Annotated in this window: 13 protein-coding genes; 7 read left to right on the top strand and 6 right to left on the bottom strand. The window is 37.7% G+C overall.

Annotation, left to right across the window (positions count from 1 at the left end):
- Positions 1-22: 22 nt before the first annotated feature.
- Both ABS766_RS03595 and hutH read left to right on the top strand, forming a co-directional pair.
- Complete coding sequence (locus ABS766_RS03595) at positions 23-1,525, top strand: NAD(P)H-hydrate dehydratase (RefSeq protein ID WP_408083750.1); 1,503 nt, start codon at positions 23-25, stop codon at positions 1,523-1,525.
- 70 nt (positions 1,526-1,595) lie between these two features.
- Entirely contained in the window at positions 1,596-3,110 is a 1,515-nt protein-coding gene (gene hutH / locus ABS766_RS03590) for a histidine ammonia-lyase (protein ID WP_408083892.1), read from the top strand.
- Positions 3,111-3,129: 19 nt separating this feature from the next.
- Here the strand turns inward: hutH and ABS766_RS03585 are convergent, their stop codons facing one another.
- Positions 3,130-4,212, bottom strand: coding sequence for an acyltransferase family protein (locus ABS766_RS03585; protein WP_408083749.1), 1,083 nt, complete (start codon positions 4,210-4,212; stop codon positions 3,130-3,132).
- Positions 4,213-4,468: 256 nt separating this feature from the next.
- On the opposite strand from ABS766_RS03585, the gene ABS766_RS03580 reads away from it, so the two are divergent.
- Positions 4,469-5,074 (top strand): hypothetical protein, encoded by a 606-nt coding sequence (locus tag ABS766_RS03580; protein ID WP_408083747.1) that lies wholly within the window; start codon positions 4,469-4,471, stop codon positions 5,072-5,074.
- Between the two features lie 551 nt (positions 5,075-5,625).
- On the opposite strand, the gene ABS766_RS03575 is transcribed toward ABS766_RS03580, so the two are convergent.
- The 3 genes from ABS766_RS03575 to ABS766_RS03565 form a co-directional block, all read right to left on the bottom strand.
- Complete coding sequence (locus tag ABS766_RS03575; protein ID WP_408083746.1) at positions 5,626-6,024, bottom strand: hypothetical protein; 399 nt, start codon at positions 6,022-6,024, stop codon at positions 5,626-5,628.
- Between the two features lie 181 nt (positions 6,025-6,205).
- A complete protein-coding gene (gene rimK / locus ABS766_RS03570; RefSeq protein WP_408083745.1) occupies positions 6,206-7,585 on the bottom strand; it encodes a 30S ribosomal protein S6--L-glutamate ligase in 1,380 nt (459 codons plus the stop codon).
- Between the two features lie 178 nt (positions 7,586-7,763).
- Positions 7,764-10,313, bottom strand: a complete 2,550-nt coding sequence (locus ABS766_RS03565) for an ATP-dependent Clp protease ATP-binding subunit (protein WP_408083744.1) — start codon at positions 10,311-10,313, stop codon at positions 7,764-7,766.
- 266 nt (positions 10,314-10,579) lie between these two features.
- Here ABS766_RS03565 and gyrA point away from each other — a divergent pair, with 266 nt between their 5' ends.
- Positions 10,580-13,141 (top strand): DNA gyrase subunit A, encoded by a 2,562-nt coding sequence (gene gyrA, locus ABS766_RS03560; RefSeq protein WP_408083742.1) that lies wholly within the window; start codon positions 10,580-10,582, stop codon positions 13,139-13,141.
- Positions 13,142-13,156: 15 nt separating this feature from the next.
- On the top strand, positions 13,157-14,437 hold the full coding sequence (locus ABS766_RS03555) for a tetratricopeptide repeat protein (protein ID WP_408083741.1): 1,281 nt from the start codon (positions 13,157-13,159) through the stop codon (positions 14,435-14,437).
- Between the two features lie 190 nt (positions 14,438-14,627).
- On the opposite strand, the gene ABS766_RS03550 is transcribed toward ABS766_RS03555, so the two are convergent.
- Both ABS766_RS03550 and ABS766_RS03545 read right to left on the bottom strand, forming a co-directional pair.
- Complete coding sequence (locus ABS766_RS03550) at positions 14,628-15,008, bottom strand: RidA family protein (RefSeq protein ID WP_408083740.1); 381 nt, start codon at positions 15,006-15,008, stop codon at positions 14,628-14,630.
- A gap of 6 nt (positions 15,009-15,014) precedes the next feature.
- Complete coding sequence (locus ABS766_RS03545; protein WP_408083739.1) at positions 15,015-17,765, bottom strand: putative LPS assembly protein LptD; 2,751 nt, start codon at positions 17,763-17,765, stop codon at positions 15,015-15,017.
- Between the two features lie 63 nt (positions 17,766-17,828).
- On the opposite strand from ABS766_RS03545, the gene ABS766_RS03540 reads away from it, so the two are divergent.
- Complete coding sequence (locus ABS766_RS03540) at positions 17,829-18,965, top strand: N-acetylmuramoyl-L-alanine amidase family protein (RefSeq protein WP_408083738.1); 1,137 nt, start codon at positions 17,829-17,831, stop codon at positions 18,963-18,965.
- Between the two features lie 70 nt (positions 18,966-19,035).
- Positions 19,036-20,004: an MlaD family protein gene (locus ABS766_RS03535; protein ID WP_408083737.1), complete on the top strand. Its 969-nt coding sequence runs from the start codon at positions 19,036-19,038 to the stop codon at positions 20,002-20,004.
- Positions 20,005-20,027: the final 23 nt, after the last annotated feature.

The following is a 20,027-nucleotide window of genomic DNA, read 5'->3' as shown; positions in this document are numbered from 1 at the left end:
AATACAACAATCCTGTTAAAAAATGAAGATTTTTGAAACTATAAACACTAAAGAAGCTGATAAAATTACAATAGAGCGTCAGGGTATTACGTATTACCAGCTTATGCAGCGTGCAGCGGGTGAAGTATTTTGGTGGTTGAAAAATCATTTTGCAGACAGGGAAACCACATTTCACTTTTTTTGCGGCCAGGGTAATAACGGTGGAGATGGGCTTGTAGTGGCAAAACTTTTACATAAAGACAATTACCGTGTTTTTGTAAATGTGGTGGAAGAGGCAGGGAAACCCACAGAAGAATTTTTGACCGCTAAGGAAGAACTGGAAAAAACAGACCTTAAAATTAACACTAGGGCAGAGTATATGTTGGACCGTGCCCAACTGGTTTTTGTAGATGCTATTTTTGGCCTGGGGCTTAACCGTGAGATGCCAGAAGAAGTAAAATCATTGATTAAACAGATAAATAATGACACCCGCGCAATACGTGTTTCTATAGATGTACCCTCAGGATTATTTATGGATAAAGGCAGTACATTTGCAGTAAAGAGTGATTATGTATTAACATTCCAGTTCCCTAAGCTCGCATTTTATTTGCATGGTAATAAGGATTTTGTAAATCATATAGAAATTTTAGACATAGGGCTGGATAAAGAATATATTAATAATACACCAACAGGCTTATACCTTACCGATAATATTGAAGCACGTAAAAAATACCGTCCTGTAGCACCCTATGCGCATAAAGGTACACAGGGCCATGCTGTTATTATAGGGGGCAGCTATGGCAAAATAGGGGCAGTATGTCTTTCTGCCAAAGCGGCGCTAAAATCGGGCTGCGGACTGGTGACGGCTTATTTGCCTAAATGCGGATACACCATAATACAGTCATATTTTCCTGAGGCTATGGCACTAACCAATGGTGAGGAGTATATTGAGGCTATAAGTTTTGATGTTACTCCTAAAGCCATAGGCCTTGGGCCTGGCATAGGACAGCACCCCGATACGCAGCAGGCCATATATAATTTTCTTAAAAATAACCATACACCTCTTGTAATAGACGCCGATGCGCTTAATATACTGGCGCAACACAAAGAATGGCTAAGCCTGCTGCCCGAAAATACCATACTTACGCCACACCCTAAAGAAATGGAACGGCTGATAGGCAGCTGGCAGAATGATTTTGAACGTATTGCAATGATGAAGGCTTTCTCACACGCCCATAATATTATACTTGTTGCTAAAGATGCACACACCATGATTGTTGAAGGGAATACTGTATTTGTAAACCCTACCGGCAATGCGGCACTGGCAACAGGTGGTACAGGAGATGTACTTACTGGTATTATAACTGGTTTGCTGGCACAGGGTTACCCACCAGCCGATGCCGCTATATTTGGGGTATACCTGCACGGCCATACTGCTGATATCGCTTCGGGAAAAACAAGTATACAGGCATTTACGGCATCAGATTGTATAGATAATATAGGTAAGTCATACCTTGCAATAGAGAAGATAGCCTTGAAAAAATGAAAATATATTAAAAAAGTTGTTTTTTAATTGCAGAATAATGAATTTTGGCATCGAAAAACCCTCGCCTAAAATGGAAACCATACATTATATTAGTAGTGATATACTCTCTCTAGAACTTGTAAATGAAATAATTACACAGAATAAAAAACTCGCACTTTCTGAAGAAGCCCGTAGCAACATAGAAAAATGCCGAAATTATCTTGATAAAAAAATGCAGGCGGATGATACCCCAATTTATGGTATAAATACGGGTTTTGGGGCGTTATATAATGTAAAAATTGCAGGAGATAAACTGGCACAACTACAGGAAAATCTTGTGAAATCTCACGCCTGTGGCATTGGCGATATTGTGCCCGAAGTTATTGTTAAAATAATGCTGTTGCTTAAAATACAATCACTTAGTTATGGTAATAGCGGGGTACAGTTATCAACAGTAGAACGCCTGGTTGATTTTTTTAATAATGATATTTTACCTGTTGTATATACCCAAGGTTCGCTTGGGGCATCGGGAGATCTTGCACCACTTGCACATCTTTCGTTACCTTTAATTGGTGAAGGCGAAGTGTTTGCCGATGGTTTTAGGCAGCCTGCTCAAAAAGTACTGCAAAAAATGGGTTGGGAGCCTGTTATACTTAAAAGCAAAGAAGGTTTAGCCCTGCTAAATGGCACACAATTTATGGCCGCCTATGGAGTATATATACTGCTAAAATCTTTTAAATATTCGTATTTGGCCGATGTTATTGCCGCCATATCACTGGAAGCTTTTGACGGCCGGCTTGAGCCTTTTAACGAGCTTATACATATGGTACGCCCCCACAAAGGGCAAATTGTTACCGCACGACGCATTACCGAACTGCTGGAAGGTAGCGAGATTATTATACAGCCCGGTAAACATGTTCAGGACCCGTATTCATTCCGTTGTATGCCACAGGTACATGGGGCAACTAAAGATACTATTGATTATGTAAAGCGTGTTTTTCGAACTGAGATAAATTCAGTAACCGATAATCCGAATATTTTTGTAAGTAGTGATGAAATTATATCCGGAGGTAACTTTCATGGACAGCCTTTAGCCTTAACACTCGATTTTTTGAGCATTGCCCTTGCCGAGCTGGGAAGTATATCTGAACGCAGAACCTATCAACTTATCAGCGGACAACGCGGTTTACCGCCATTTTTGGTAAGTAATCCCGGGCTTAATTCCGGCTTTATGATTCCGCAGTATACTGCTGCCAGTATTGTGAGCCAGAATAAACAGCTTGCCACCCCCGCTAGTGTAGACAGCATAGTGTCTAGCAATGGGCAGGAAGACCATGTGAGCATGGGCGCTAATGCAGCTACCAAAACACTAAAGATAATGCAGAATGTTGAGCGTATACTGGCAATAGAATTAATGAATGCCTCCCAGGCATTAGAATTCCGCAGGCCATTACAATCCAGTGAGTTTGTAGAATCGTTCATAAAATCATACAGGCAGGAAGTTCCTTTGGTTAAAGAAGACCGAATACTCCATTATGATATAGAAAATACTATTGCTTATCTTCAAAGCCTGCAGATTGAAGAGATAATTGCAACTAATATATAAAGCAAAGCCTGAAAGCGAATTACTTCAAGCTAAGTTTACCCTTAAAAGAATCCCTTAAAGTTTCAATTTTTTCTTTTAAAAATTTGCTAAAAGGCTTTTCTACTTTATTGTTTATCAAGTATGCTAGAAATAGCATAAAGCATATTAACAAAATGAGCAATAAATATTTATTAATGTATTGATGCAAATGATTGATTATCATGTATCCAATATTTTGATGTATTAAATACAAGGGGTAAGTAAGTAATCCGAGTTTCAAGAAATAACTTTTATTAAGTACTTTTAATTTATTTTGACTTATTAAGTAAAAGACAATATAAAATATTATAAATAAAATGTATACAACAGTTTTTGAAATGTATACTTCATGATGGTGCAGTGATAAATATACTGCTTCTCTTTCAGCTAGTAATATTGAAGAGATAAAACATAAAAATAATTCAATTATATATAATAATTTATTTCCATTTTTTTGTATACGATATATAATCATCCCAGCTAAGAAAAGGGAATTATAGCCATACAAATTCAAAAAAAGATTTATTAACGTAAATTTTTCTACCTGAAAAAAATTAAATGATAATGTAATTAAAAGCCATATTGCTACGAAATAATCTATATTAATTTTTTTAAAGTAATTAATTAGCAAATATATTGTAATAAGACTATAAAATTTTAATTCAATTGTCAATGTCCAATAAACACCATCAATATGCTTTACACCTACTATTTGTTGAAACATAGTAAGGTTAGTAATGTAATCTTTGAAATTAACTGAGAAATAAGATTGACCGAAGAAATATATACATAAAAAAGTAAGGGTAACACAAAACCAATATGCTGGATATAGCCTTGTAATCCTTGATTTTATAAAGTTAAAAGTATTGCGATCATTTATTGAAAGTAATATTACATAGCCACTAATTATAAAAAATAAATGGACTCCAAAATAACCATATTTTAAAACTGATGCAATTTCTGGATAATAAATTTCAGACTCGTTATAAGTATACCCGTGAAATGTATAATGGAATAGCAGTACAGACAATGCAGCAATAAACCTTAAGAAATCAATTTGATAAAATCGTATAGTATCCGCCATTTCTTTTTATGCAAATATAGATGTATTTTAAATTTTACCTATTTATTTTTTTAGTAGAATAATATTTCAATAATGATTAAAGACATCCTTTCAAACTAATCGTAGCTTTTAAAATAATTGTCGCCTTTCTTGTTAGCCTACAATCATCTCAAGATATGTATTAAACCTTTTACATATCCATATTTTTTAATTATAATTATAACGAATTAAAAAAAAGAGTATTTTTAGCGCTCTTAACTAAACTAATCGAATTAAAATGAAAAAAATTCTATTACTTGCCTTCCTTGTGGTATCAGGAGCGGCTATGGCTCAAAAAATGAAAGTTACTAAAGGTGATTTCAAATTTTTAAGTGGTGTAAAAGAAATTAATGTAGAATTTAATTATGCCGATCTTAAATTAATGAAAGACAACCTTACCAACGATGAATATGTAGCCAACAGGTCTAAAGAACTTAATGAGAAAAACAAGGGAGTAGGCGACCGTTGGAAGAAAAAATGGGAGGACAGCCCGGAAGATATCTGGAATCCTAAATTTATGGAGCTTTTAAATAAATACTATGGCAACCCAAAAAATGTTGAAATTCAGCAAGGGCTTACAAGCGCTAAATATACCTTAGTGGTTGATGTAGTCTGGATTTATCCGGGTTGGGATGCTGCTGTTATGAAACAGCCTGCAAAAGTAACTACTACCCTTCGTTTTGTAGAAACAGCTAACAGAAACAATGTATTGCTTGAAATTACGTCTAAAGAAGCTCCCGGTGACCAGTGGGGCAATAACTTTAGCAATGAGTCTAGAATAGGTGAGGGGTTTGCAAAAACAGCTAAATCTTTAGCCAAATTAATGGATAAGAAAGTAAAATAAATTTTTATATCAGTCGTATTAAACAAGCGCCCTAACAGGCGCTTTTTTTGTAAATAAGGTATTAATTGAAAGTAGTTGCATTTTGGAAGTTTGTAATGCTTTATATTATTATAGGCTTTGTAATCATATTCAATATTATCGGTTATCCAAATAAAAATAGCGCGTGCTTTATATTCGTCTTTATCGTAATTTTTAGTGAGTTCGTTTACCAGTTGCCATAAGTCGTTTTTGTAAACTTTTGTGCGTGCAATGCTATCAATATGTTGGTAAACAGATAGCTTTTCCGGCTGGCAATAACTTGTAAATGAAATAAGAATAAAGAGGGCACAACATATTTTACAGAATTTCATTATGAAGTATCATAGCTGTTAATTTATTATCTTTAAAATATATAATAACCGTTTGGTTTAAGCTTGCGTTCTCATTTTGAAAATACCACTCATACCTAATTATATTTTGTATTGTTTCTTTTTTAATGCCAACCTTTATTACTGGTAAAATAAAAGTCTTTTATATATCTCTGAGTTTAAATTTTCATGATCAGTATTTATTTACTCTTTAACCACAAATACCTCATCCATGCGCCTGAATTTTGGGTTGTTGGCTACCGTAACCCGCTGTATATAACTGTTTTCTTTAGTTTTGGTAATTTTCACCGTCATGGTGCCTGTTTTATCCAGCTCTTTATTAAGCTGCAGTGCCGAAGCTGTAGGAGTAACCGTATAGGTACAATCATCAATCCAAACAATATCAAAATTATATTCTTCGTCAGAGTCTTCCATCCTTTCGGTTTGGGTATTTCCGTCACGCGTTATATAACATACCTGCTTACTGGCAGGGTCAGTTACTTTAAACTTACCATTTTTAAATTGCGTGCAATCGGTCGTTTGTGAGAAACCAATACACCCAAATAACATAAAAAGAGATAAAAAAGTAATTTTATTAAACATAGGCATTTACTTTTTAGACATTATAAGGAATATAAATATAAGCAAAACACAAATACCAATAAGGGTATAACTTACATATTGCATTAAATAACCCCAAGGCCAATGCAGTATGCGAAAGAAGAAACCAATTATATATAGTATAACCCCAACGCCGCCTATAACAGCAACTATATTTCTGTGGTTATCTTTCACTCAATTTTATTTTAAAATTCTTTTCAATAGCTTTTATCATTTCCCCTGCAATATCTTTATTGGTAGCTCCTTCTATACCCTCAAGGCCGGGAGATGAATTTACTTCTAATAATAACGGGCCTTTAGTAGAGCGTATTATATCAACACCGGCAACTTTAAGGTTCATAGCCTTAGCTGCTTTTACCGCTATCCTTTTTTCTTCTAATGTGGGCCTTATTAACGAGGCTGTACCGCCAAGGTGAATATTTGCACGGAATTCTCCAGGTAAAGCCTCACGTTGGATGGTTGCCACTACCTTACCATCTATAACAAAAAGGCGCAGGTCTTTACCATTAGCCTCTTTTATAAATTCCTGAACTAATATATTTGCATTTAAACTTTTAAATGCATTTATAACACTTTCTGCCGCTTTTTTAGTTTCTGCCAGCACCACACCTTTGCCTTGTGTACCTTCTAATAATTTTACAACCAAGGGGCTACCGCCAACCATTCTTATCAGGTCATTAGTGTCAAGTGGAGAGCTTGCAAATCCGGTAGTAGGTATATCTACTCCGCTGTTTAATAATAACTGTAATGAAAAAAGTTTGTCGCGGCTCTGCGTTATAGCAGCAGATGAATTTAGGCTAAACACTTTTAAGGCTTCAAAATGGCGGGTAAGGGCACAGCCATAAAACGTCATGCTGGGCCTTATACGAGGTATAACTGCATCAAGATCATTTAAAACACGTCCGCCCCGGTAATGAATTTCCGGTGTATCGGCATCCAGCTTCATGTAGCAATACTTAAGGTTTAAAAAATGCATTTCATGCCCCCGCATTTCCCCCGCTTCCATAATACGGCGGTTGCTGTACAGTTCCGGGTTGCTGGCAAGTAACCCTATTTTAAGCCGTTTAGGGTTATCTTCTTCCTTAACGTAATACTCTTTTAATTCTTCGCGGCTTGGCTGACCCAGCACATATTTTTTCTCAGGGTCTACCAACAGCCTCCCACTCATTGCTTCACGGCCCAATAGCATACGGAACCCCATGGAGTCCCTGTTAGTAAGAGTAACTTCTATCTCCCATTTAGCTTCGCCAACCTGTATTTCTGTTTTAATAACATAACGCTGCTCACGGTAGCCGCTACTGCTTTTTACCACCCGTTTATCTACAAGGGGAGCACGGCAGTTTATAATAGCGCGGGTATTGTTTTGTATTGGATTAACATCAAATTTTACCCAGTCTTCACCGTTTTGCGTGAAGGGGCTTATGTTAACTGCATGAAGTGCAGAGGTTTTGGCTCCGGAGTCTACCCGGGCTTTTATGGCAGGTATGCTAAGCTGTGGAAAAGAACACCACTCTTCGCTACCAATAACTATTTTATCAGACATTATATAATGATTTGGAAACTAAAATACTATTTTTTTTATAGGTACAGCCTGATAATCCTTTTTTTAAAGAAAATATTTTATTGCATCTAATTAATTGTATATCAGTAGTAAAAAACAAAATCCCTGTACAAAATCTGTACAGGGATTTTTTATAATCAGAAATAAAACCGATTTGTCATTAGCTGGCAGGGTTTTCTGCCTTACGGATGGTAACTTCAAGTTCGGTCTCGTTTTTATCAAGATCCATAAAAATCTCATCACCACCAGATATTTTAGATGTAATAATCTCTTCGGCCAATACATCTTCAACATATTTTTGTATGGCACGCCTTAGCGGCCTTGCACCATATTGCTTATCAAAACCTTTTTCAGCAATAAAATTTTTAGCTTTTTCACTCAATTGAATGTTGTAGCCAAGATCTTTAATGCGGCCATAAAGTTTTTCAAGTTCAATTTCGATGATTTTATCCAAATCTTCTCTTTCCAGCGGGTTAAATACTATAATATCGTCAACCCTGTTGATAAACTCCGGAGCAAAGGTTTTTTTCAATGCGGCTTCTATAACACCTTTTGAGTATTCATCAGCCTGCGCTTTTTTGGCGGATGTACCAAAGCCAACGCCCTGTCCGAAATCTTTAAGCTGCCTGGCACCAACATTTGATGTCATGATGATAATAGTATTCTTAAAGTCTATCCTGCGGCCCAGGCTATCGGTAAGAAAACCATCATCAAGCACTTGTAACAGCATGTTAAATACATCCGGGTGTGCTTTTTCAATTTCATCTAAAAGTACTACACTATATGGTTTACGGCGTACTTTTTCAGTAAGCTGCCCGCCTTCTTCATAACCAACATATCCAGGAGGCGCACCTACAAGTCGAGATATGGCAAATTTTTCCATATACTCGCTCATATCAATACGCACAAGGGCATCTTCACTATCAAAAAGTTCTTTTGCAAGTACTTTTGCCAGTTGGGTTTTACCTACACCGGTTTGCCCAAGAAAGATGAACGAACCTATTGGTTTGTTAGGATCTTTAAGCCCCGCACGGTTACGTTGAATTGATTTTGCAATTTTGTTTACGGCATCATCCTGGCCTATAACCTTACCGCGTATTAATTCCGGTAATTTTGCCAGTTTGTTGCTTTCGGTCTGGGCTATACGGTTAACCGGTATACCCGTCATCATGCTTACCACATCGGCAACATTATCTTCGGTAACAGTAATCCGGTTGTTTTTAGAATCTTCTTCCCATTGCTCCTGGGCTATGGCAAGGTCTTTTTCAATACGTTTTTCGTCATCACGAAGCTTGGCTGCCTCTTCATACTTTTGTTTTTTAACTACCGAGTTTTTGAGCTCGCGCACTTCTTCAAGCTGGCGCTCAAGGTCAAGTATCTGCTTAGGTACATCAATATTTGTAATGTGTACACGGCTGCCGGCTTCATCAAGCGCATCGATTGCCTTGTCCGGTAAAAAACGATCGCTCATATACCTGCTGGTTAATTTCACACAGGCATCAATAGCTTCGGGGGTATAAATTACATTGTGGTGATCTTCATACTTACCTTTAATATTGTTAAGTATAATAATAGTTTCATCTACCGTGGTAGGTTCTACTATTACTTTCTGAAAACGTCTTTCCAGCGCGCCGTCTTTTTCAATATACTGGCGGTACTCATCAAGGGTAGTAGCACCAATACATTGTATTTCGCCACGGGCTAAGGCAGGTTTAAACATGTTGCTGGCATCCAGCGAACCTGTTGCGCCACCGGCACCTACAATGGTGTGTATTTCGTCTATAAATAAAATAATATCATCATTTTTTTCAAGCTCGTTCATTACGGCTTTCATACGCTCTTCAAACTGACCGCGGTATTTAGTGCCCGCTACAAGGCTGGCAAGGTCTAAGGTTACCACACGTTTGTTAAAAAGTATGCGTGATACTTTTTTCTGTACTATACGTAGCGCAAGCCCTTCTGCAATGGCTGATTTACCCACACCGGGCTCACCAATGAGCAAAGGGTTATTCTTTTTTCTCCGGCTCAATATCTGAGATACACGCTCAATTTCTTTTTCGCGCCCCACAACCGGATCCAGCTTACCTTCTTCAGCAAGCTCGGTCAGGTCGCGCCCAAAATTATCAAGTACCGGAGTTTTAGATTTTTTGTTCGCTTTAGACCCGGAAGAAGGGTTGCTGAACGAACTTTCGCGCATACTGTCATCCTGTCCGGTATCGTCGTTATAAGACTCCGCTTTCGGCAGGTTTTCCATATAATCTTCTTCGTTTGATGTCATGTTGATAAATTGTTCTTTTACAGTTTCGTAATCAATTTTCAGCTTATTCATTAATTTTGTTGTAGGGTCGTTTTCATTACGTAAAATACATAATAGCAGGTGGGCTGTACTTATAGAACTGCTCTGAAATACCTTTGCTTCCAGAAAAGTTGTCCGTAGTGCCCTTTCAGCCTGGCGGGTTAAGTGAAGGTTTTTCTTTTCGTTATTACGCTCGGTGTTTGGATTTGCAGGGCTGAGTATTTCAACCTTTTTGCGTAAATGATCTAAATCTACCGATATGTTATTTAAAATAGAAATAGCTTTTCCGTTCCCGTCTCTCAAAATTCCTAACATTAAATGTTCCGTACCAATAAAGTCGTGACCAAGCCGTAATGCCTCTTCTTTACTGTAGGAAATTACATCTTTAACCCTTGGTGAAAAATTGTCATCCATAATGTTCTCTTTAATAGGGTAATTTAACTATTCAGATAAGATTTTACAAAAACCGTACCTATTGAAATTCGTGTCATGCTAATTGACGAAAAAAAAGTAAGTAATGCAAGATATTTAATAATACTTTATTAACTCACAGCACCCTTAAAACTGTTGATAAATGTATTAAATTTATTGCCCTTACCCTCACAATATACTAATATAAATACGTATATTGGCTCGTTTTTTAATATAACGCTAATTTTAAAAATTATAACCAAATTTATATGGCAGAAGGAGAAAAGTTAATTCCTATTAACATTGAGGACCAGATGAAATCGGCCTATATCGACTACTCCATGTCGGTAATTGTGTCAAGGGCGCTCCCAGATGTTAGAGATGGCTTGAAACCCGTGCATCGAAGAGTACTTTATGGTATGTATGAATTGGGCGTGTTTAGCAACAGGGCCCATAAAAAATCGGCAAGGATAGTTGGAGAGGTGTTAGGTAAATACCACCCGCATGGTGATACATCAGTTTATGACGCCATGGTACGTATGGCCCAGGAGTGGAGCCTGCGTTACCTTTTGGTAGACGGGCAGGGTAACTTTGGCTCTGTAGACGGCGACAGCCCAGCAGCTATGCGTTATACCGAAGCAAGGCTGCAAAAAATATCAGAAGAGATTATGGCCGACCTTGATAAGGAAACGGTTGATATGCAGCTTAACTTTGACGATACCCTGCACGAACCCACAGTTATGCCTACTAAAATACCAACACTATTGGTAAACGGGGCATCGGGTATTGCCGTTGGTATGGCTACCAATATGCCGCCACATAACCTTAGTGAGGTTATAGACGGAACTCTTGCTTATATTGATAATAATGAAATTGAGATAGACGAACTTATACAGCACATAAAAGCACCCGATTTTCCTACAGGGGGTGTAATTTATGGCTATGAGGGCGTTAGGGAAGCTTTTAAAACTGGCCGTGGCAGAATTGTGGTGCGTGCCAAAACAAATTTTGAAGAAGTAGATGGCCGCGATGCCATTATTGTTACCGAAATTCCTTACCAGGTAAATAAAGCCGAAATGATCAAAAGAACGGCTGAACTGGTAAATGAAAAGAGGATTGAAGGAATAGCTACCATACGAGACGAGTCTGACCGTAAGGGTATGCGTATTGTGTATGTATTAAAGAAAGATGCAGTACCTAATGTGGTAATGAACACCCTGTTTAAATTTACCCAGCTACAATCTTCTTTTAGTGTAAACAATATTGCACTTGTAGCCGGAAGGCCGCAAATGCTAAACCTGAAAGACCTGATTCACTACTTTGTAGAACACAGGCATGATGTAGTAATACGCAGAACAAGGTATGACCTACGTAAAGCAGAAGAGCGCGCCCACATATTAGAAGGGTTAATTATAGCATCTGATAATATTGATGAGGTTATACAGCTTATCCGTAGCTCTAAAGACGGAGAAGAAGCCCGTAATAAACTTATAGAACGTTTTAACCTTAGTGAAATACAGGCACGTGCTATTGTAGAAATGAGGTTAAGGCAGCTTACCGGGCTGGAGCAGGATAAACTAAGGGCAGAATATGAGGAAATCATGAAACTGATAGCTGAATTAAAAGCCCTGTTAGAGAGTAAAGAACTGCGTATGCAGCTTATTAAAGAAGAGCTTAGCGAAATCAGAGAAAAGTATGGTGATAAGCGCCGCTCTCAAATTCAATATGCCGGAGGCGATGTAAGTATTGAAGACCTTATTGCCGATGAAAATGTGGTAATAACCATATCACACGCCGGTTATATTAAACGTACACCACTTAGCGAATATAAAACGCAAAACAGGGGTGGAGTAGGCCAGAAAGGTGTAACAACACGTGACCAGGATTTTCTTGAGCACCTGTTTGTAGCTACCAATCACCAGTATATGCTGTTTTTTACACAAAAAGGTAAATGTTTCTGGATGCGGGTTTACGAAATTCCGGAAGGAAGCAAAACCAGCAAAGGCCGCGCAATACAAAACCTTGTTAACATAGAGCCTGATGATAAAGTAAAAGCCTTTATCTGTACCCAGGACCTTAAGGATGAAGAATACATTAATAACCATTATGTTATCATGTGTACCAAAAAAGGTACTGTGAAAAAAACCTTGCTGGAGCAGTATTCAAGGCCAAGGCTTAATGGTATAAATGCTATTACGATACGTGAAGACGATGAACTTCTGGAAGCCAAGCTTACCACAGGCGAAAGCCAGGTACTTATAGCTGTAAAATCGGGCAAGCTGGTTCGTTTTGAGGAAGGCAAAACCAGGCCAATGGGCCGTAGCGCCAGCGGTGTGCGTGGTATTACCCTTCAGGATGATAAAGATGAGGTAATTGGCATGGTATCTGTAAATGATATCAACAGTGAAATACTTGTAGTATCAGAAAAAGGTTATGGAAAACGTTCAAGTCTTGAAGATTACCGTATTACCAACCGCGGTGGTAAAGGAGTGAAAACACTTAACATAACCGATAAAACCGGTGTGTTGGTTTCAATCAATAATGTTACCGATGCCGATGATTTGATGATTATTAATAAATCGGGCCTTACTATACGCATGCGGGTTGATGACCTTAGGGTTATGGGACGTGCCACACAGGGTGTACGTCTTATAAACATTAAAGGTGACGATGCTATTGCAGCCGTAGCTAAGGTATTGCGTGAAGAAGACGCTATTGATGAAGCTGTAGAAGAGGTGTTGGATAATGTTGATGCCGAAAATGGTGTTACGGGTTATATAGAACCAAACGAAAATACGGAAGGAGATACACAGGAAGATAATAACGAATAATAAATACCTAAAAATATGAAAACCCGTTTTGTAATTGTGGCGGCACTCATGCTTTCTTTTAGTGCTTTTGCGCAGAAGGATGAGCTTAAAGCCCTTAAAAAACTATCCGGTAAAGAGGCTACAAGTGCCAGTGTGCAGGAATCAAAAAAACTTATTGCAGATGCAGAGGGTAAAATTGATGCCGCAGATAACGAGCAAAAAGTACAGTTTTACTTTTACAAAGGTGAAGCTGCACTTAACAATATGATGCTTAACCCAAATACTATAGGTACTGAATACCCTGTGGCTTTAGAGAGCTTTGATAAAGCTATAGAGCTTGAAAAAAATGAAAAGCGGCCAAAGCTTACCGAAAGCATTAAGCAGGATTATTATCCTAAACTTAGGGCAGTAGTATTGCAAAGAGCCGGAGACCTGAGTAAAGAACAAAAATTTGCAGAGGCGGCTACATTATTTAAAGCAGCCTATGATATGGATAAGACTGATCAGGTGAACCTGTATAATGCGGCAGCTATGGCAGTAAACGCTCAGGATTTTGATCAGGCTCTAAATTACTACCTTGAACTTGATAAACTTGGCTTTACCGGAGAAGGTACTATATATATGGCTAAAAATGCTGATGGAGTAGTAGAACAATTTCCTAATAAACAACTTAGGGATGTTTCTGTTTTAAACGGTGGATATAGTGAGCCTACAGAGCAGCAAATACCTTCAGTAAAAGGGGAAATTGTAAAAAATATAGCGCTTATCTATAACTCAAAAGGCGAAACTGAAAAAGCAAAACAGGCTATTATAAAAGCTAAAAAAGAGAACCCTGATGATGTAAACCTTATTATTACTGAGGCAGAATTATATCTTAAAACCAAAGATACCTTAATGTATAAAAACCTTATTAAGGATGCTTTGGTTAAAAATCCAAACAATGCCGAATTGTTCTTTAACCTGGGTGTTATTACTTCTAAAACCGATAAGGATGAAGCAATGAAACTGTATCAGAAGTCATTAGACATTAAGCCAGATAATGTAAATGCACTTATTAATTTAAGTATACTTAACCTGAAGGATGAACAAAAGATTGTAGATGAAATGAATGGACTTGGCAACAGTGCTGCTGATAACAAACGTTACGAAGTGTTGAAAAAACAGCGTGATGCATTATATGCCAAAGCACTGCCGTATCTGGAAAAAGCAGAAAAAATAGAACCTAAAAACCAGGATGTACTTTCACTGCTTGCTACTATGTACCAAGCGCTTGAACGTATGGACGATTATAAAAAGATTAAAGCTCGTATGCAGTAATTACAGTAATTACGGGCAATACAAAAGAGGCTTCCTAGAATTCAAGGAAGCCTCTTTTGTATTTTAATAGTGTATGGTTTATGGTAGTTGATTTATTAATCAAACATCTGATAGGGATGATAGGAACCCTAAAAAGAAATCGCCTGTATAAATAATATCAGGCGGTTTCTTTTTTTTTACTTTATTGATGCTATTTTATTGCTATTATTGATATTTCAACATTTACATCCTTTGGCAGCCTCGCTACCTGCACCGTTTCGCGTGCCGGGGCGTTTGCTTCATCAAAATAAGCACCATATATAGCATTTATTTTTGCGAAGTCATCCATGTTGCTAATAAATATAGTTGCCTTTACAACATCAGAAAAATTCATTTCGGCAGCTGCTAATACGGCTCTTATATTTTCCATAACCTGGCGCGTCTCAGTTTCTATATTTGCAGTAATTAATTCACCAGATTGTGCATTAATAGCTATCTGTCCAGAAGTATATAAAGTATTACCTACCAGTACTGCCTGGCTGTACGGGCCTATTGGCGCAGGGGCTTTATCAGTAAAAATTATTTTCTTCATACTATCTTAGTTTGTTAATATCCTGTCAGGTACACGTTGCTTATCATACTTAATATCGCTAAGTACAGAAGATTTTATACCAATAAAAAATCCCCAGCTTGTATTAGTGCCAAAAGGCACCCAGTTAAAATTCATCCTCCAGCTCAACAGGTCGCGTTCAAAACGCAATTGAGTAAATGTAACACCTTTTTGTACAAAGTCATAACCACTGCTAATCCCCACCTTCCAACGGGGCGTTATATCTATATTACCCGAAAACATGAGTGAATTTCCTGTTATTTCCTGTTGTCGGTTATTATTAGAATAGGTTAAGGCATAGGCAAACCGCAAATCCCACGGTAGCTTGGCATTATAAAATCCACCAGCGCTCTCATCACTTACACTTTCATCATCTTCATCAAACATACTCCTGCTGCTGTCACTCAAATCATTGGCCCGCCCAAAAAGGTCGTCTTCGCGTCCGCCATTACGTGCAGTCTGGCTGTCTTCATCATGCCCCTCGCCCGATTTTCCTTTATCGCTGGTTACGGAGTAATTTACAGTTACGTTAGCACGTGTAAGCCTAAAAAGGCTGCCGCCGTTGTCAATATTATAAGTATCTATACGCCTGCCGGAGTTATCAATAGCATAGGGATCCAGCGCGGTGTTAAAGTTGATGTTCATTTTTTCTTTAAACAGGTTGGTACCTGCTGATATTGTTAGTGGCGACCACGCCAGTGAATCGGCAGCCATGTTATAGCTTGTTTGCAGGTTAAGGTTATTAAGCAGCATCACTTTTTTAGGCTCTTTGGCATCTTCATCATCATTTCGCACTTTAGCTTCAAACGTGTTATTAACACCAATACCAATACTGTTAGCATAATTTTGCCCAGGAGAACCAAAAAGCCCCCCCTCAAAGCGTGTATACTCCCTCATTGCACCTGTAGCATCATATTGGTATTCGTCCCAATATTGGTCAAAAGCAGGGGTGTAGCTGTAAGAAACAGATGGCCTTATAACGTGCCGTATAGCCTGTATTTTTTTATCATCGCCAAATTTAAAGGTACCATAAATAGTGGTACCAATGCTTGAAGTAAAGTTATAGGTACGGTAAGAATCAAAACCTTTAACATCTCGTGTTACAAGGCTGTCGGTATATTGCCTTCTTATGGTATTAAATACCCAGTTTTCCTCAAAACTTGTTCCTGCAGAAACGCTAAAATATTTAAATACTTTAAAGTTGGTGCTAATAGGTATGCGGTGCTGTAACCCCGATTTCATAGCATCAAACATTTCGGGTTTAAAAAAATCAGTTTCAGTAGTAGTTACGGTGTTTTTACCAGTAAGGGTATATTGCAGGTTAAGGTTTTTTATGATACCTTTTTTAGGGGCATCTGCCGGTGCAAAAGGAAATATCCTGTCAACATTTAACGTTAATGTCGGCAATGTCATATTTATAACCTCTGTGTTGGTGCTTTGCGAATGTGTTGCTGCAAGCGTAAAATTTACCTGGGGTACTGTAGGTATTGTTTTAGAATAAGAAATACTGGACGTCATATTATTATTGAGGCTGGAACCAATATTACTTAAATTTTGAGACTGGCGGAAATACTTACTGGACCCAAGGTTTACCGAAGCAGAAAAATTAGAACTTGGGTTAGCTTTGGCATCTTTACTATGGCTCCATTGTATGTTATAATTATTGGCCTTGCTATAATTTGGGAAACCACGCTCGCCATTTATAATGTTTTCAAAATTTATGTTTATATTACCGTGATATTTATAGCGGTTAGCATAATCTGACTGAAAACGTAAGCCGTAACTACCATTGGTATAATAATCACCCAATACAGTAAGGTTATAATAATCGCTGAGGGCAAAGTAATACCCACCATTTTGCAGAAAATATCCCTGATTATTATTATCACCAAATGTGGGCACAATAAAGCCGGATTCGGCCTCTTTAGTCATTGGGAAAAAAGCAAAAGGTAATACAAGGGGTGTGGGCACATCGGCTATTACCATGTGTGTAGGCCCAACTACTACCTTTTTACCCGGCACAAACTTTGCTTTTTGTGTTTCAAAATAATACTCAGGGTTATCTACATCTTTAGAGGTGGTAAACCGTACGGTTTTCATATAAATAACCGAATCATTTTCTTTTTTGGTAACCTCTGCCTTTACGCGGAATTCTCCCTGGTCGCTGCGGCTGTTCCATACCCTCGCCTTTTTTGTAACCGTATTAAAATGTATGGAGTCGGCCTCAACAATATTATCGCCCTGCTTAAAATAGGGATATTGTGTATAATTGCCCAAAGAGTCTTTAATTCGCCCGGCAAAAACTTCACTCTTGTCGTAATTAAAAATAATGATACCGGCCTTTAGTTCTATATCTTTATAATAAAGTTCTGCCTCATCATATAAAGTAAGCTCCTTTTTTTTCTGGTCGAGTTTCTCGTAACTTTTTGCAACACGGCGCACCTGTGCATCTATACCAGATTTTTTATTTTTATTGGTGTCCTGTACAATAACGTTTACTTCATCACCTTTCTGCAGGGTATCGGTAATTGCCTGTACAGCGTTGCCGTCGGGCGGTAAACTATCTGTTTTTTGCTCGGAAGAAATTTTTGGCGTTGTTTTTGAGCCTATTTCCTGGGCTGAAATTTTAAAACTCCCGAATGTCAGGAAAATTGCTGATAAAACGATATGAAATAAATTTGTACGCAACGCTTTTAATGCTAATTTTGTAAAAAAGGTGGCTTTTTTTTGAAGTGTCAAACTTACAATATTTTTGTCAAATTAAACCACTAATTGCAACGCAGAAAATATTAGATAATTATAATGAAGGGGAATATCAGACTAAAACTGTTTTTTTTATTTTTTATTACTTTTTCCGGGATTAGCCAGGCCCAGAATAAAAAATTTAATGTAGTGCTAGACCCCGGACATGGCGGTAAAGACTACGGCGCTATTTACCATGGCTTTAAAGAAAAAACCATTGTGCTTAGTGTAGCGCTTAAGGTGGGTAAATTACTTGAAAAAGATAATAATATTAATGTAGAATACACCCGCAAAACAGATGTGTTTATTGAACTGGATGACCGTTGTACTATAGCTAATAAGGCCGATGCCGATATTTTTGTATCTATACACTGCAACGGCGAGCCCAAAAAAACAGCGTATGGTACCGAGACCTTTATTATGGGTATGAGTAAAAATGCATCGCACCTTGCGGTAGCTAAAAAAGAAAACTCGGTAATTAATCTGGAGAATGATAAACGAAAATACGGTGGCTTTGACCCTGATAAGCCGGAATCTCTTATTGCAATTACTATTCAGCACGAAGACCATATCATGAAAAGTATTGAACTTGCAGGAAGGGTTCAAAACAACATCATAAAAACATTAAACAGAAAAGACAGAAAAGTAAAGCAGGCTCCTTTTTGGGTATTGCACCGCACCGCTATGCCCAGTATACTTATAGAACTTGGTTTTATATCTTATAAACCCGAAGGTGAATATCTTGATAGCGAAGCCGGTCAGGATGAACTGGCTGCTTCTATTGCAAAAGCAATATTAGAGTATAAAAAAGAGTATTATATAGTAGGGGCAGGGGCTGTGGTACAACCTATGGTTTCGGTGGCCGAAAAACCGCAAGCCCAGGTGATTGAGCAGGCACCTGCTACCAGAGTTGCAACTGTAGCTAACGGTATTATATATAAAGTACAAATTTCGGCAGGAAGCAGCAAGTTAGAGTTAACCCCTTCTAACTTTAAAGGGCTTAACGATATTAGTAAAGATGAAAGCTCTTTACCCACAATAAAATACTTTTACGGGGCCACTAACGATTATAACCGAGCGAAAGGCGAACTCTTAGAAGCGGCACGTTCAAAAGGTTATAAAGAAGCTTTTGTGGTGGCTTTTAAAGACGGCAAAAAAATTTCTATACAAGAAGCACTTTCCCTTGGTAAAAATTAGCTTTTTTAAATAATTATTCACATATACTTAAATTTATTTGACCTACATTTGTTAAAAAAATAGAACAGTTTTGAAAATTACTAAAGAAGCAAAAACAGCAATACTGGTTTTAGGAGCAATATTGTTATTCATCTGGGGATATAGTTTTTTAAAGGGAAAAGACCTATTTAAAGACTATAAAACATTTTATGTAGTATATAAAGATGTAGAAGGATTACCTCCCTCCGCACCGGTTACCCTCAACGGTGTTACAATAGGTAAGGTGAATAACATGACATTTAATAATACACCTGAAGGATTGTCAATTTTAGTTGAATTACAGATAAATACAGATTTTCCTATCTCAAAAACAAGCTCTGCAACCTTATATGAGCCGGGATTGTTATCTCTTTCAGGTAAGCAGGTCGCTATTACACCAGACCTTGATAATCCTGACCTGGCTGAAGATGGCGACTATTTAAAATCTGAACTTGAAGAAGGCATGATAGCGGCAGTGGGTGATAAACTTGCACCGTTGCAAAATAAAGTAGAATCTACCGTAACAAGTGCCGATAGCCTGTTACGCCACATTGATAATATTTTTGACCAGAAAACCCAGGAAGATTTGCGTTATGCTATTTCAGATATGCGCAGCACCATGAATGAGTTTAATAAGGCCGCGCATTCTCTTAATGGTGTTATATCTGGCAATAAAAGAAATATTGATGCCACCCTTTCAAACCTGAATGAAACTACCTCAAATTTTGCTGCCCTTTCAGATAGTTTAAATAAGGCAGATTTAGGCCAGGCCGTTAAAAAACTCGAAGCGTCTCTTAATAATGTAGATAAACTTATTAGTGATGTAGAGTCAGGCAAAGGCACACTGGGTAAGCTTATGAAGGATGAGGAAATGTATAACAATCTAAATGCAGCTTCTAATGAACTAAAAGAGCTTTTGGCTGATGTGAAAAATAACCCTAAAAGGTATGTGCATTTTTCAGTTTTTGGTAAAAAAGGCACACCTTATGTTGAAGAGAAGGTAGAAGAAAAGAAAGACTAAACCGGCTTTAATCGGCTGTTCAT

It is taken from the genome of Flavobacterium rhizosphaerae, assembly GCF_046000445.1.
GTDB lineage: Bacteria > Bacteroidota > Bacteroidia > Flavobacteriales > Flavobacteriaceae > Flavobacterium > Flavobacterium rhizosphaerae.
This window is presented reverse-complemented; position numbering and strand designations above follow the sequence as displayed.

Bases quoted from the DNA above. Each gene is read 5' to 3' on its own strand.
- ABS766_RS03550 (WP_408083740.1), bottom strand. From the start codon at position 15,008: ATGAAGAAAATAATTTTTACTGATAAAGCCCCTGCGCCAATAGGCCCG.
- ABS766_RS03595 (WP_408083750.1), top strand. From the start codon at position 23: ATGAAGATTTTTGAAACTATAAACACTAAAGAAGCTGATAAAATTACA.
- rimK (WP_408083745.1), bottom strand. From the start codon at position 7,585: ATGTCTGATAAAATAGTTATTGGTAGCGAAGAGTGGTGTTCTTTTCCA.
- ABS766_RS03575 (WP_408083746.1), bottom strand. From the start codon at position 6,024: ATGTTTAATAAAATTACTTTTTTATCTCTTTTTATGTTATTTGGGTGT.
- ABS766_RS03565 (WP_408083744.1), bottom strand. From the start codon at position 10,313: ATGGATGACAATTTTTCACCAAGGGTTAAAGATGTAATTTCCTACAGT.
- ABS766_RS03540 (WP_408083738.1), top strand. From the start codon at position 17,829: ATGAAGGGGAATATCAGACTAAAACTGTTTTTTTTATTTTTTATTACT.
- hutH (WP_408083892.1), top strand. From the start codon at position 1,596: ATGGAAACCATACATTATATTAGTAGTGATATACTCTCTCTAGAACTT.
- gyrA (WP_408083742.1), top strand. From the start codon at position 10,580: ATGGCAGAAGGAGAAAAGTTAATTCCTATTAACATTGAGGACCAGATG.
- ABS766_RS03580 (WP_408083747.1), top strand. From the start codon at position 4,469: ATGAAAAAAATTCTATTACTTGCCTTCCTTGTGGTATCAGGAGCGGCT.
- ABS766_RS03555 (WP_408083741.1), top strand. From the start codon at position 13,157: ATGAAAACCCGTTTTGTAATTGTGGCGGCACTCATGCTTTCTTTTAGT.
- ABS766_RS03585 (WP_408083749.1), bottom strand. From the start codon at position 4,212: ATGGCGGATACTATACGATTTTATCAAATTGATTTCTTAAGGTTTATT.